The organism is Enterobacter sp. CRENT-193, assembly GCF_002787395.1.
Classification (GTDB): domain Bacteria; phylum Pseudomonadota; class Gammaproteobacteria; order Enterobacterales; family Enterobacteriaceae; genus Enterobacter; species Enterobacter hormaechei_C.
Genome location: NZ_CP024812.1, coordinates 4726363 through 4739570 on the forward strand (window position 1 = coordinate 4726363; position 13208 = coordinate 4739570).

The 13208-nt window shown below is 57.4% G+C and carries 11 protein-coding genes; 4 read left to right on the forward strand and 7 right to left on the reverse strand.

Annotated features, from left to right (window positions below; translation table 11 throughout):
* Window positions 1-90: 90 nt before the first annotated feature.
* Window positions 91-1605, reverse strand: a complete 1515-nt coding sequence (gene dgt, locus CU081_RS23545) for a dGTPase (RefSeq protein WP_022650414.1) — start codon at window positions 1603-1605, stop codon at window positions 91-93.
* A gap of 82 nt (window positions 1606-1687) precedes the next feature.
* Between dgt and mtnN the strand changes: the two genes are divergently transcribed.
* The 3 genes from mtnN to CU081_RS23560 are packed head-to-tail and all read left to right on the forward strand — an operon-like array spanning window position 1688 to window position 3835.
* The gene (mtnN, locus tag CU081_RS23550; RefSeq protein WP_003856223.1) at window positions 1688-2386 is read left to right on the forward strand and encodes a 5'-methylthioadenosine/S-adenosylhomocysteine nucleosidase; all 699 of its coding nucleotides are present in this window, start codon (window positions 1688-1690) and stop codon (window positions 2384-2386) included.
* Window positions 2379-3188: a vitamin B12 ABC transporter substrate-binding protein BtuF gene (gene btuF / locus CU081_RS23555; protein ID WP_003856225.1), complete on the forward strand. Its 810-nt coding sequence runs from the start codon at window positions 2379-2381 to the stop codon at window positions 3186-3188. Before mtnN ends, btuF begins: the two co-directional genes overlap by 8 nt.
* Window positions 3189-3211: 23 nt before the next feature.
* Complete coding sequence (locus tag CU081_RS23560) at window positions 3212-3835, forward strand: TRIC cation channel family protein (protein ID WP_003856227.1); 624 nt, start codon at window positions 3212-3214, stop codon at window positions 3833-3835.
* Window positions 3836-3893: 58 nt separating this feature from the next.
* On the opposite strand, the gene erpA is transcribed toward CU081_RS23560, so the two are convergent.
* Window positions 3894-4238: an iron-sulfur cluster insertion protein ErpA gene (gene erpA / locus CU081_RS23565; RefSeq protein ID WP_003856230.1), complete on the reverse strand. Its 345-nt coding sequence runs from the start codon at window positions 4236-4238 to the stop codon at window positions 3894-3896.
* Between the two features lie 85 nt (window positions 4239-4323).
* Window positions 4324-5724, reverse strand: coding sequence for a H(+)/Cl(-) exchange transporter ClcA (gene clcA, locus CU081_RS23570; protein WP_003856233.1), 1401 nt, complete (start codon window positions 5722-5724; stop codon window positions 4324-4326).
* Between the two features lie 177 nt (window positions 5725-5901).
* On the opposite strand from clcA, the gene hemL reads away from it, so the two are divergent.
* Window positions 5902-7182 (forward strand): glutamate-1-semialdehyde 2,1-aminomutase, encoded by a 1281-nt coding sequence (gene hemL, locus CU081_RS23575; protein ID WP_003856235.1) that lies wholly within the window; start codon window positions 5902-5904, stop codon window positions 7180-7182.
* 93 nt (window positions 7183-7275) lie between these two features.
* Here the strand turns inward: hemL and fhuB are convergent, their stop codons facing one another.
* The 4 genes from fhuB to fhuA are packed head-to-tail and all read right to left on the reverse strand — an operon-like array spanning window position 7276 to window position 13203.
* Window positions 7276-9258, reverse strand: a complete 1983-nt coding sequence (gene fhuB / locus CU081_RS23580; RefSeq protein ID WP_003856237.1) for a Fe(3+)-hydroxamate ABC transporter permease FhuB — start codon at window positions 9256-9258, stop codon at window positions 7276-7278.
* On the reverse strand, window positions 9255-10145 hold the full coding sequence (fhuD, locus tag CU081_RS23585; RefSeq protein ID WP_003856240.1) for a Fe(3+)-hydroxamate ABC transporter substrate-binding protein FhuD: 891 nt from the start codon (window positions 10143-10145) through the stop codon (window positions 9255-9257). The genes fhuB and fhuD overlap by 4 nt, the downstream gene beginning before the upstream one ends.
* Complete coding sequence (gene fhuC, locus CU081_RS23590) at window positions 10145-10942, reverse strand: Fe3+-hydroxamate ABC transporter ATP-binding protein FhuC (RefSeq protein WP_003856242.1); 798 nt, start codon at window positions 10940-10942, stop codon at window positions 10145-10147. The genes fhuD and fhuC overlap by 1 nt, the downstream gene beginning before the upstream one ends.
* Window positions 10943-10992: 50 nt before the next feature.
* Window positions 10993-13203: a ferrichrome porin FhuA gene (gene fhuA, locus CU081_RS23595; protein WP_003856244.1), complete on the reverse strand. Its 2211-nt coding sequence runs from the start codon at window positions 13201-13203 to the stop codon at window positions 10993-10995.
* Between the last annotated feature and the right edge of the window lie 5 nt (window positions 13204-13208).

Genomic DNA, 13208 nt, shown 5'->3' on the forward strand with positions numbered 1-13208 from the left:
TAACTCAGATTCGTTTTATACCGCTTAGTTCCGGGATTAAGTTTATGGAAAAAGTAAAAATTTATTGGTCGTCTTTACAAAACTCATGGCTTATTCAACGGCCATAAGCTTGCGGTATTCATCCCAGGCATACAAATCTGTCATCCCGCTGATATAGTCCTGGATAAGACGACAGCGATAATAATATTCCATGACTGGCCATTGGGAAGAATGACGATCTATTTTACTGACGGCTTCAATGTATGCCAGCCGGTGGCGCGTTGAAAGCTTCTGATAGAGACGAGATTCAATCGGCAGGCGGCGAACACGTTCATTTTCGACCAGCTCGCTAAACTCATCGACCGTTAGCTGGAGCAGCGGGCCATAAATTTCCAGCAACCCGCTGATAACCCGGTATCCTTGCAGCTCCAGCTGTTCGACATCCGGGTGGCTGAAAACATGGCGAACAGCCACGTTTTTATATAATTCAAGAAGCTGGCTAAAACTGCTATCATCTTCCAGCAGGGCGTGATTAAATTCCCCGCTAAATATCATCGGCAAATTATCAATGAAACGGGCGGCCGCATACGGCACCAGTTTATTCAGCGTGTTTACTCGCAAATACATAAAGAACTGATCTTCGGTACTGCGGCTCAGCGAATTTGAACGCGATTTATCCCAGGCATTCTCGACGACCTGCGCAAACAGAGAACCTTTTTCATGCTCTCCCCAGGCATCATGAAGATGCTGATAGAGCTCCTCGACGCTGAATATTCTTTTTTCCACCGCGTCTTCCAGATCGGCCACGCAATAAGAAATGTCATCAGCCGCTTCCATAATCCATGTCAATGGAAAACGGCCATTGGGGGTCAGAGACAGTTCTTTACGCAACCGCGCGATATATGCTTCTTCCGATAAGTAATAGCCCGGTTTTTTCATCAGGTAGCTATGCGTGGCGGGCGTTTCTCCGGTCCACCACGCGGGACGCGTGTATTTAAGAATACAGCCCACCTGGGCCCAGGTCAGATTCATCCGCATCAGGGAGTGCACCAAACGGATCCCCTGCGCGTTACCTTCGAAATGACACAGATCCTGGCGCACCTTACGGCGCAGATCGTTCAGGCTATCTTCACCTTCACGCAGGCGTAAATCGCGTACCACACAGCGGTCATCGCTGAGCGGCTGGCTTATGGCATCAGAGGGAAAAAGCCGCTGTTTAAACCAGTCATTGATGGCGGCCTCGCCGAAATGACCAAAGGGAGGATTGCCGATATCGTGCATCAGGCAGGCCATCTCAACGATGCTTTCGAACGGGCCGGTGAGTTCATCCAGTCCGTAGGTTTCCAGCAGACGTTGCTCTTTAAGGCGGCTGAGGATCTCTTTCGCAATGTAGCGCCCCACCTGCTGCACTTCCATGGAGTGCGTTAACCGCGTACGCACCGCGGCGTTACGCTCCAGCGGGAACACCTGGGTTTTTTGCTGTAACCGGCGGATGGCGGGCGAATTGATGATGCGTCCGCGATCGCTTTCAAAAATGCGCAGGATCTCATGTTCGCTCTTATCGCCCTGTGGCGAACGGAAACGTCGGTGCCAGTTAATTTTGGTGCGAAAATCGATTGGTGCCATGTGCTCCCCCGCGTGAGAATGCGTTTCCCCTTAACCGCATGATAGACTATGCATCTTAACAAGGCACATCGCGAGTAAATCTATGAAAATCGGCATTATTGGTGCAATGGAAGAAGAAGTTACGCTGCTGCGTGACAAAATTGAGAACCGTCAGACCCTCTCCCTCGGTGGCTGTGAGATCTACACCGGCCAGCTGAACGGTGTTGACGTGGCTCTGCTGAAATCAGGCATCGGTAAAGTTGCAGCGGCACTGGGCGCGACCCTGCTGCTTGAGCGCTGCAAGCCTGACGTTATCATTAATACGGGTTCTGCGGGCGGTCTGGCGCCGACGCTGAAAGTGGGCGATATCGTGGTTTCCGACGAAGCGCGTTATCACGATGCAGATGTCACCGCATTCGGCTACGAATATGGTCAGCTTCCGGGCTGCCCGGCCGGGTTTAAAGCGGATGATAAGCTGATTGCCGCCGCTGAAAGCTGCATCAACGAGCTGAACCTCAATGCGGTGCGTGGCCTGATCGTCAGCGGCGATGCCTTTATCAACGGCTCTGTTGGTCTGGCGAAAATCCGTCATAACTTCCCGCAGGCTGTGGCCGTTGAGATGGAAGCCACGGCCATTGCGCACGTGTGCCATAACTTCAGCGTGCCGTTCGTGGTCGTTCGCGCGATCTCTGACGTAGCGGACCAGCAGTCCCACATCAGCTTCGACGAGTTCCTGGCCGTTGCGGCCAAGCAGTCCACCGTGATGGTGGAAACCCTGGTGCAGAAACTGGCGCGTGGGTAAGGTGTCATTCAGGGCGCTGGTCGTCCTGCTTCTGTTCGCTCCGGCCTGGCTCATCGCCGCGCCGCGGGTGATCACACTCTCCCCTGCCAATACGGAACTGGCTTTTGCCGCCGGGATCACGCCCGTTGCGGTGAGCAGCTTTTCCGATTATCCACCGCAGGCCGCCCAAATCGAACAGGTTGCCACCTGGCAGGGAATGAATCTGGAACGCATCGTTGCGCTAAAGCCCGATCTGGTACTCGCCTGGCGCGGCGGTAATGCCGAACGGCAGGTAAACCAGCTCTCTTCGCTGGGAATAACGGTTAAATGGGTGGACGCGGTGAGCATCGAACAGGTGTCGCAAACCCTCCGTGACCTCGCGCCCTTCAGCCCTACCCCCCAACGCGCCGGACAGGCTGCACAGCAGATGCTCAACGACTATGCCGCGCTAAAAGCCCGATACGGCACGCAACCGAAACAACGCGTTTTTCTGCAATTTGGCAGCCAGCCGCTGTTCACTACCGGGAAAGGTTCGATCCAGAACCAGGTGCTTGAAACCTGTGGAGGTGAAAATATCTTTGCCGAAAGCCGGGTCCCCTGGCCCCAGGTCAGTCGTGAGCAGGTTCTGGCGCGACAACCGCAGGCCATTGTGGTGGTCGGAAATGCGAGCGAGATTCCTAAAATAGAACAATTCTGGCATCGGCAGCTTAAAATTCCGGTCATCGCACTCAACAGCGACTGGTTTGAACGCGCCAGCCCGCGTATTATCCTCGCCGCAAAACAACTCTGCGCCGAACTGGCAGAGAGTCACTCAAACAGATAAATACCCCCTTCGAGGATTTAACGATGCTCGTGTATTGGCTGGATATTCTTGGCACAGCCGTTTTTGCTATCTCCGGCGTTTTGCTTGCCGGAAAACTACGCATGGATCCTTTTGGCGTACTGGTGCTCGGCGTCGTTACGGCGGTGGGAGGCGGAACGATCCGCGATATGGCGCTGGCAAATGGCCCGGTATTTTGGGTAAAAGATCCCACGGATCTGGTGGTGGCGATGGTCACCTGCCTGTTAACCATCGTGCTGGTTCGTCAGCCTCGCAGACTGCCAAAATGGATATTACCGGTGCTGGATGCCGTCGGTCTGGCGGTCTTTGTGGGAATAGGCGTGAACAAAGCCTTTATTGCCGGGACTGGCCCGCTGGTGGCGATCTGCATGGGGGTGTTAACTGGCGTGGGCGGAGGGATTATTCGCGACATACTGGCGCGAGAAGTCCCGATGATCCTGCGAACGGAAATCTACGCGACGGCCTGTATCATCGGGGGGATCGTTCACGCCACGGCGTATTACACTTTTGCTGTCCCGCTGGAAAACGCGGCGATGCTGGGGATGGTGGTCACGCTGGTGATCCGTTTAGCGGCGATACGCTGGCACCTGAAGCTGCCGACCTTTGCACTGGATGAAAATTCAAGATAGGTATCGTTTATAAGCCCGGTGGCGCTTCGCTTACCGGGCCTACAATTTGCATTCAGGTTTAAATACTGAATGAAGAACCACACCCGCAGGTGCTGGTCGCATTCGGGTTAGTCACCACAAAGCGCGAACCTTCCAGACCTTCAGTGTAGTCCACTGAACCGCCCACCAGATATTGCAGGCTCATCGGATCAACCACCAGCGCGACGCCCTGTTTCTCGATAGTCATATCACCATCGTTAACCTGGTCGTCAAAGGTAAAACCATACTGGAAGCCACTACAGCCGCCGCCGGTAATATAAACACGCAGTTTCAGATCCGGATTGTCCTCGTCGGCAATCAGGGTTTTCACTTTTTTCGCTGCTGCTTCGGTAAATTCCAGCGGCAACGCTACGTCATCACTCATCTTATGCTCCCATGAATACTGCGACTGCTATTGGGCAAAAATCACCCAATTCTTTTTGTCATTATCTAATACCCTGGTAATTCATTCAAGCATTCTGCTTCAGGGCCTGTTCAGCTTCCTGTTTCGCCAGGGTACGGGCAAGAATGGTGGAGTATAGCGGTTTTCCACCCAGGAATTGGGCTAATAGTGTCGCGCCGAGACAGGTAATGATCATTGGCAAAATGAGCTGGTAATTGTCGGTCATTTCCAGCACCAGTACGATCCCGGTAAGCGGCGCGCGCAGGGAGGCCGCCAGCAGCGCCCCCATTCCCGCCACCGCAAACGTCCCCGCGTCCAGATGATAGGCCGGGAAGCCAACCGCTGCCGCCATGCCAAACGCCGTGCCCAGCAGCGTTCCCAGCGCCAGCATCGGGGCAAATATGCCGCCCGGTGCGCCGGAGGAGAAGCACAGCACGGTCGTGATAACCCGCGAGATAAACATAAACAGCAGCAGCCCCACGCTGAAATTCCCCGCCGCGGCAATGGGAATCAGCCCGAAACCGCCGCCCGCCGCGTTCGGTTCGATAAAGCCGAGGATCCCGCACACGCCGCCAAGCAGGCCCCCCACCAGCACCCATTTCGTGGTATTTCCGCCATGGATGCGCTGAAACATATCCTGAGCCCGTAAAATCAGGGTGTTAAAAAGCGGGCCAACGACGCCAAAAATCATCCCAAGAACCAGATACAGCCACAAAGTATTGACCGGCGCATTGGTCAGCTTGCCAACTTCAATCACCGCCCCTTCGCCATTAAAGACGCGAAAGACAATGCTCGACATAATCACGCCGGTAAACACCGCTTTAATGGAGATCAGGTTGTAGCGGAACTGGGCGCGCATCTCTTCAATGATAAACAGGATACCCGCCAGCGGCGCGTTAAACGCCGCAGACAGCCCCGCCGCCGCCCCCGTCGCCAGCAACGTATGCCGTGCTTCGGCGCTGCGCATACGGAACAGATCGCCGACCATGCGCCCGACGTTACCGCCCAGCTGTACCGTTGGCCCTTCCCGACCGAGCACCATGCCCGCCCCGAGCGTTCCCATCCCGCCGATAAATTTCACAGGAAGTACCCGCCACCAGCGAACCGGGCGTAGCTCCTCCAGCGCCCCTTCAATTTCCGGGATCCCCGAGCCGCCCGCTTCGGGTGCGAATTTACGTACCAGGAAATAGCCCACCATGGCAAACAGGGCCGAAAGGCCAAAGGCCCACACCCAGACCAGCCATTCCCGATCCGCAAAGCTGGCGACGGTGCCTATGCGCCAGTTGAGCACCGCGTTGACGGCTTTTTCAAACGCGACGCCCACGAGACCGGCCAGCGTGCCCACAACGGCAGCTGCCAGCAGAATGGCCAACGGGGTTTTGTCACGGTTGAGCAGCCGCCGGATGCTGACCCGGCGCTTCGCGCGCGTAAACTGCTGTTGTTCAAAAGACGGAGTGTTCTCGTTCATTACCTGTTCTGTTTCGTCATACAAATGGCCGCAGGGATTTTACCAGAGACAGTCCCCTCGTCCCCTGAAAAATACTTAACAATTGTTAAGCCCTTTACGGGGCAAAAATTTTATAACCTCATCCGGATCACTTAGAATAGTCTCCTTAACTTATTTCTACGAACCAGGAACGACGCCATGAGCAAGTCTGAAAACCTCTACAGCGCAGCCCGCGAGCTTATCCCAGGCGGCGTAAACTCACCGGTGCGCGCCTTTACCGGCGTGGGTGGCACCCCGCTGTTTATCGAACGTGCGGATGGCGCATATCTGTATGATGTGGATGGTAAAGCCTATGTCGATTACGTCGGCTCCTGGGGCCCGATGGTACTGGGCCACAACCACCCGGCGATCCGCAACGCGGTGATTGAAGCCGCTCAGCGCGGCCTGAGCTTCGGTGCGCCAACCGAGATGGAAGTCAAAATGGCGGAGCTGGTCACCGAGCTGGTGCCGACAATGGACATGGTACGTATGGTGAACTCCGGTACGGAAGCGACCATGAGCGCCATCCGTCTGGCGCGCGGCTTTACCGGCCGTGACAAGATTATCAAGTTCGAAGGCTGTTACCATGGCCACGCCGACTGCCTGCTGGTAAAAGCCGGTTCCGGCGCGCTGACGCTCGGTCAGCCTAACTCTCCGGGCGTGCCGGCTGACTTCGCAAAACACACCCTCACCTGCACCTATAACGATCTGGACACCGTTCGCGCGGCGTTCGAGCAGTATCCGCAGGAGATCGCCTGCATTATCGTTGAGCCAGTTGCGGGCAACATGAACTGTATCCCACCGCAGCCGGATTTCCTGCCGGGCCTGCGTGCGCTGTGCGATGAGTTCGGCGCGCTGCTGATCATCGACGAAGTGATGACCGGTTTCCGCGTCGCACTGGCGGGGGCGCAGTCATACTACGGCGTCGAGCCGGATCTGACCTGCCTCGGCAAGATCATTGGCGGCGGCATGCCTGTCGGCGCGTTTGGCGGCCGTAAGGACGTAATGGACGCGCTGGCGCCAACCGGTCCGGTTTACCAGGCGGGTACGCTCTCCGGTAACCCGATTGCGATGGCGGCGGGCTTTGCCTGTCTGACCGAAGTGGCGCAGCCGGGCATCCACCAAACCCTGACGGACCGGACGACGCAGCTGGCAAACGGTCTGCTGGAAGCCGCAGAAGACGCGGGTATTCCGCTGGTGGTAAACCACGTCGGCGGGATGTTCGGGATTTTCTTCACCGAGGCGAAAACCGTGACCTGCTATCAGGACGTGGTGAAATGCGACGTGGAACGCTTCAAACGCTTCTTCCACCTGATGCTGGAAGAAGGCGTGTATCTGGCCCCGTCAGCGTTTGAAGCGGGCTTTATGTCCGTGGCACACAGCGAAGAAGATATCAATAACACCATCGACGCAGCGCGTAAGGTGTTTGCGAAGCTGTAAAATGTGCGGCTTGATGCCCTCACCCCAGCCCTCTCCTACAGGGAGAGGGAGCAAACGCTAAAACGGCAATCTAAGGATTGCCGTGTACTTTTATTACCGACTCTGCTTTCTCAACAGATATATAAAGTACGGCGCGCCGATAAAGGTCGACAGCAGGCCCGCCGGGATCTGATACGGGAACAGCACCATCCTTCCGCACCAGTCAGCAAAGACCAGGATCGCCCCGCCCGTCAGGGCAGAGATCGCGATATGTGGCAAAGTCCTGCGGAAGCCCATCATACGGGCGATATGCGGCGCCATTAATCCGACAAAACTGAGCGGGCCAATGGTCATGGTGGCCGTCGCCGTCAGGCACGCGGCCAGCAGCAGCAGGGCGATACGCGTTGGCGTCAGCGCCAGCCCAACCGCGCGCGCGGTGTCCCCGCCCAGCGGCAGAATGGTCATCCAGCGGCGGCACAGCGGCACTATCGCCAGCAGTACGATCATCACGATCCCGGTATGTACCACCTGGCTGCCGGTGGCGTTGTACGTCGAGCCGGAGATCCAGGTCAGGATCTGCGCCATGCGCGGATCGCCGCTCGCCTGCAACATCATCAGCAGCATGGTAAACGCGGTGCTCAGCGCCATCCCGGCCAGCAGCATGCGGTGAGGCGAGAAACCGCCGCGCCCGGAGGCGATCAGGATAATCATCAGCGTGACTGCCGCACCGATACTCCCGGCAGGCATCAGCCAGCCGAATGCATTTCCCGGCACGAGGAACAACATCAACACTACGCCAAACGCGGCCCCGGAGCTGATCCCTAATACTTCCGGGCTTGCCATCGGGTTGCCGGTGAGACGCTGGATAATACAGCCCGCCACCGCCAGCATGACGCCCGCAATCAGCGCGGAGAAGATCCGCGGCCAGCGCCACTGCATGAGTTCATGCAACAAATCCCCCGTCGCCCAGTGCCAGCCCGTGGCGTCGCGTCCCAGCGAGAGTGCGGCAAACGAGGCGATAACCAGCACTGCCAGTCCGGCAAGGCTGAACCACACCACCGACTGACGCTCAGCATGTACTTTATCGCCGGCATCCATTGCCGGGGCGCTAATGCTGCGCAGGCGCGGCAAGAGCCACAGCAGCAGCGGCGCGCCGATCAGGGCCGTCACCGAGCCCGTGGAAACTTCCATCCAGACGCGCGCCAGCCAGAGAATGAGCTGATCGGAAAGCCAGAGGATCAGCGCACCAATCAGCGGCGCCAGCATCAGGCGCGCCAGCAGACGGCGTGCGCCGAGCATTTTTGCCAGCAGCGGCGCAAACAGGCCGATAAAGCCGATGATGCCGACGGCGTTAACCAGTAACGCGCTGAGCACAATCGCCAGGGTCAGGGCCGCCAGACGCGCCAGCGACAGCGCCAGCCCGAGATTGCGCGCCACGCCGTCGTCCAGGCCCATCAGCGTGAGCGGACGCAGCAGCAGCAGTGTCAGCACCACGCCGCCAAACAGCTGCGGCCACAGGCGCTGGACGATACTCCAGTCGGTCTGGGTGAGCGTGCCGGTACTCCACATAAACATGCTTTGCAACTGGTCGTGGTGAAACAGCACCAGCAGCTGGTTGATCGCCCCACAGTAGAGGCTGACGACCAGCCCCGCGAGGATCAGCGTGACCGGCGAGAGACGTTTTCCCCAGGCCACGCCAAAGACCAGCGCACCGACCACGCATGCGCCTGCCAGCGCGGCAAACTGCGAGGTTAACGCTCCCGGCAGGGTCCAGAGAGTGGTGATGGTGATCCCCAACTGAGCCCCCGTCGCCACGCCCAGCGTAGTCGGCTCCGCCAGCGGGTTACGTAGCACCTGCTGAAACAGTACGCCCACCAGTCCCAGTCCCGCCCCGACCAGCAGGGAGATAGCCAGACGCGGCAGCAGGCTGTAGTGGAACAGCATTTGCTGAATATTATCGATATCCGGTGCGGCAAACGCGGCTGCCCACTGATCGCGCGGCAACGCCGTGGTCAGGTTAAAGCCGGTTAACGCCAGGGCAGCCAGAAAAATGAGCGCTAACAGTAACATCGGGAAACGGGCCATACGCGTGCTCATGCCTTGCCTCCCAGTGCATTGTCCAGCACGCGGGCAAAATGCATGGCCGACAGCGTCGCGCCGTAGAACCATACCGCTGGCGCGCGCAGGAAGCGCTGCTCGCGGACGAACGGCATTGCCTGCCAGAGCGGGGTCGCCATCAGGGTTTGCATCTCGCGCTCATTGCCGTGGTCAAAGCACAGCACGTCCACATCACGAAACGCCGCCAAACGGTCAATCCCCACGGCGGTACTGCCCCAGAACGTCATCTCGCCTTCCCAGGCATTGCGAATGCCAAAGCTGTCGAGCACTTCCTGGAACAGACAGTTATTTCCAAAGACCAGCATATGGCGGGCATCCAGCAGGGTCACCATCAGCAAAGGCCGATCGCCACGGTGGGCAAAGCGCGGCTTAAGGGAATCAATCAGCGCATCAAATTCATCGAGATGTTTTTTCGCCTGAGCCTCACGGTTGAGGAACTGCGCCATCTCGTGGATGGAATTTTTTGCCATGGTCAGCGGCTTTTTACCGTCGCTAAAGGAAAAGCCCCGTCCGGGCGCAATCTTCGCCATGGTCTCTTCCGACGGACCATACCCCGCAGACCAGAATAAATAAGACGGTTTCATCTGGGTGAGAAGCTCAAGGTTCGGCTCCGTACGCAGACCGATGTCGATGACGGAGTCCGGCAGTTTTGGCTCATTCACCCACAGGGTGTAGTTGGGAATATCGGCCACACCGTAAGGCGTCACGCCCAGCGCCATCATCAGTTCAACGGGCAACCACTCCAGCGCCACGATGCGGTGCGGATCGATAGCGGCAGCGCGGGCCGGGCCCATCTTTAACAGCAGCGGTGAGAGCGCCATGGCCGTCAGCAGGCGACGGCGGCTAATGAATGTTGAATCCAGCATCAGTAGACAAAGCTCACGGGTGCAGCCCCGGCCGGGTGAGGCAGGATGCCCATAGGAATACCGTAGATATGTTCCAGCGTTTCGCTACGCATCAGTTCGGCAGGCGTACCCTGAGCGATCATTTCACCGCCGCGCAGCGCTACCAGATAGTCGCAATAGCGTGCCGCCATGTTGATATCATGCAGAACGGCAATCACCGTCAGGCCGCGCTGCTGACTTAAGCGATGCACCAGCGCCAGCACGTCAACCTGATGAGCAATATCCAGCGCCGACGTGGGTTCGTCGAGCAGCAGGCAGCGGCTGTCCTGCGCCACCAGCATTGCGATCCATGCGCGCTGACGCTCGCCACCGGACAGGCTATCCACCAGACGGTGCGCCAGCGGTTTTAATCCCACCAGCGCGATCGCCTCTTCCACTTTCTCTCTGTCAGCAACGCCAAAACGCCCGAGCGCACCGTGCCACGGATAACGTCCAATCGCCACCAGTTCGCGCACCGTCATCCCCTCCGCCTGCGGCAACTGCTGCGGCAGATAGGCCACCTTGCGGGCAAAGGCCTTACTGCTCCAGCTCGCCAGCGGCTGGTCATCCAGCAAAATGTCGCCCTCGGACGGTGGCTGATGACGGCCCAGCATCTTCAGCAGCGTCGATTTACCGGAACCATTGTGCCCGATTAAACCGGTCACTTTACCTGCGGGAAACGTCAAAGAGAGCGGATGCAGCAAGGTGCGCCCGGGTACGCGAAAGGAGAGATTATTGAGCGTGAAGGTGGAGTCGGATTGCGTTTTGTTATCCTGCATGTCAGCCAACTTAAATAAAAAGGGCACGGCGAACCGTGCCCATAAAGAGGTTAGAAGCGGAAGGTCGCCGTGGCAACAACCTGGCGTCCTGCTCCCCAGTAGCATGCATACTCGCTGTAGCAGCTGGAGACGTATTCACGGTCAAAGATGTTGTTCACGTTGACGCCGACGGAAGAGCCCGGCAGACCGAAGCGCGCCAGATCGTATTTCACGGTCGCATCCGCCAGGGCATAACCCGCGACGTTAAAGGACTCATAGGCTTTAGGCGACGCTGAGGAGTAGTACGTCACCGTGTTACCGATGTAACGCGCGCCTGCACCGACGGTCAGGCCACTCAGCGCCGTCTCGTGGAAGGTGTAATCCGCCCACAGGGATGCCATGTTGCGCGGTACTTCTGCCGGACGACGACCTTCATACCAGGTATCGTGGGTGTATTCCGCATCGGTGTAGCTGTAGGCCGCCGTCACGTTCACGTTAGCCGACACCGCCGCTTTCGCTTCCAGCTCAAAGCCACGGGAGCGAATTTCACCGCCCTGCACGCTGAAGCCGCTGGTCGGGTTCGCCGGATCGGCGGTCAGGTTATTGTTCTTGGTCAGCTGGTATACCGCTGCCGTCACCACAACAGGCAGATCTTTTGGAACATACTTCACGCCCGCTTCATATTGCTTGCCGCGTGCCGGATCGAACGGTTTACCACCCTGAGTAGTGCCAGAGAGCGGTTCGAAAGATTCACTGTAGCTGAAGTATGGTGTAATCCCGTTGTCGAACAGGTAGTTAATCCCCCCGCGCCAGGTAAATGCCTGATCGTTAATTTCCGCGGTGGTTCCGTTATTACGGTTAAAGGCAGACGTTTTCGCAAAGTCATAGCGGCCACCCAGGGTGAGTACCCACTTATCCCATTCCGCCTGATCCTGCGCATAGAGCCCGGTCTGCTCCTGGCGATTGAGCATGGCATACGGGAAGTTCACATTAACGTTCGCATTGCCGTGCTGCGGATTGTTCATACTGATCGGATCGGCGGTACCGTAGTCAGCATCAATGTCATTGCGCATACGAAGGTAATCCACACCTGTCAGCAGGGTATGGTCAACGGCGCCGGTCGCGAATTTCGACTGGAGCTGTGTATCAACCGTGAACGAGTTGAGGTCTTCATCTGAGCGCACGTACGCGCGGCTGATCTGGGCCGGGGCGATATAGCCGTTACCGTAAACTGAACGGTAAAGCGTGTTGATTTTGGTATAACGCAGGTTCTGACGCACGGTGAAGGTGTCGTTGAATTCATGCGCGAAGCTGTAACCCACCATTTTTTGACGACGGGAGATCTTATTGTCTTCATCGCCTTCGTTGAAGTCGGTCGGCAGTTTGTGCGCTTTTCCGTTAGCATCATAGTAAGGCACAACGGTACCTTCACGCGGCAGCCAGCCGTAGTAACCCGCATCCGGATCGCTCTGGAAGTTGCTCAGGAAAGTGAAATCGGTTTTATCATCAGGGCGCCAGCTGAAAGACGGCGCAATCGCGTAACGAGTAGACTTCACCATTTCCTGCTGCGCATTTTCACTGCGCCCCAGACCGGTCAGACGGTAGGACCACACGCCGTCATCGTCAATCGCGTCGCTGAAATCAAAACCGGTCTGCCAGAGGTTATCCGTCCCCATTTTGAACTGAATTTCTTTCAACGGTTCCGTGGTTGGACGCTTGCTGACCATACTCACTACGCCGCCAGGATGGCTTTTGCCATACAGTACAGACGTCGGGCCACGCAGCAGCTCTACGCGCTCAAGGAAGTACGGGTCCATGGACGCTTCAGAGTAGTTGTCTCCCTGCAACTTCATACCATCCAGATACTGGTTGGTATTCACGGTGCTGGAGGTCGTGAAACCACGAATCGAAACCACATCGTAAGTTGTTGATGCGCCGCGCGTTGCGAAAACGCTTGGGGTATAGGCCAGCGCCTGTTTAACCGTTCCCGGCTGTTTCATGTCCATCTCTTCACGTGTAACCACGGAAATAGACTGCGGGGTTTTCTCGATCGGTGTATCGGTTTTCGTCGCCGTTGCAGTGCGCTTTGCTGCAATCGTCGGTGCAGGACCCCAGGCACTTTCCTGTGCAGCCGGTGCGGCAGTCACGGTGATGGTTTCTTCTTTCTTGGGGGTTTCAGCGGCCTGTGCGTAAGCAGACATGCCGGCAACCGCTGTGGCTACGACGACTGCGAGTTTACGCAGCGACGTGTTAATTGGCTGAGCAGTATTGGAAAGCGCCATGATGG

Bases quoted from the DNA above. Each gene is read 5' to 3' on its own strand.
- fhuD (WP_003856240.1), bottom strand. From the start codon at position 10,145: ATGCTGGATTCAACATTCATTAGCCGCCGTCGCCTGCTGACGGCCATG.
- fhuA (WP_003856244.1), bottom strand. From the start codon at position 13,203: ATGGCGCTTTCCAATACTGCTCAGCCAATTAACACGTCGCTGCGTAAA.
- hemL (WP_003856235.1), top strand. From the start codon at position 5,902: ATGAGCAAGTCTGAAAACCTCTACAGCGCAGCCCGCGAGCTTATCCCA.
- CU081_RS23560 (WP_003856227.1), top strand. From the start codon at position 3,212: ATGCTCGTGTATTGGCTGGATATTCTTGGCACAGCCGTTTTTGCTATC.
- dgt (WP_022650414.1), bottom strand. From the start codon at position 1,605: ATGGCACCAATCGATTTTCGCACCAAAATTAACTGGCACCGACGTTTC.
- erpA (WP_003856230.1), bottom strand. From the start codon at position 4,238: ATGAGTGATGACGTAGCGTTGCCGCTGGAATTTACCGAAGCAGCAGCG.
- fhuC (WP_003856242.1), bottom strand. From the start codon at position 10,942: ATGCAGGATAACAAAACGCAATCCGACTCCACCTTCACGCTCAATAAT.
- clcA (WP_003856233.1), bottom strand. From the start codon at position 5,724: ATGAACGAGAACACTCCGTCTTTTGAACAACAGCAGTTTACGCGCGCG.
- mtnN (WP_003856223.1), top strand. From the start codon at position 1,688: ATGAAAATCGGCATTATTGGTGCAATGGAAGAAGAAGTTACGCTGCTG.
- fhuB (WP_003856237.1), bottom strand. From the start codon at position 9,258: ATGAGCACGCGTATGGCCCGTTTCCCGATGTTACTGTTAGCGCTCATT.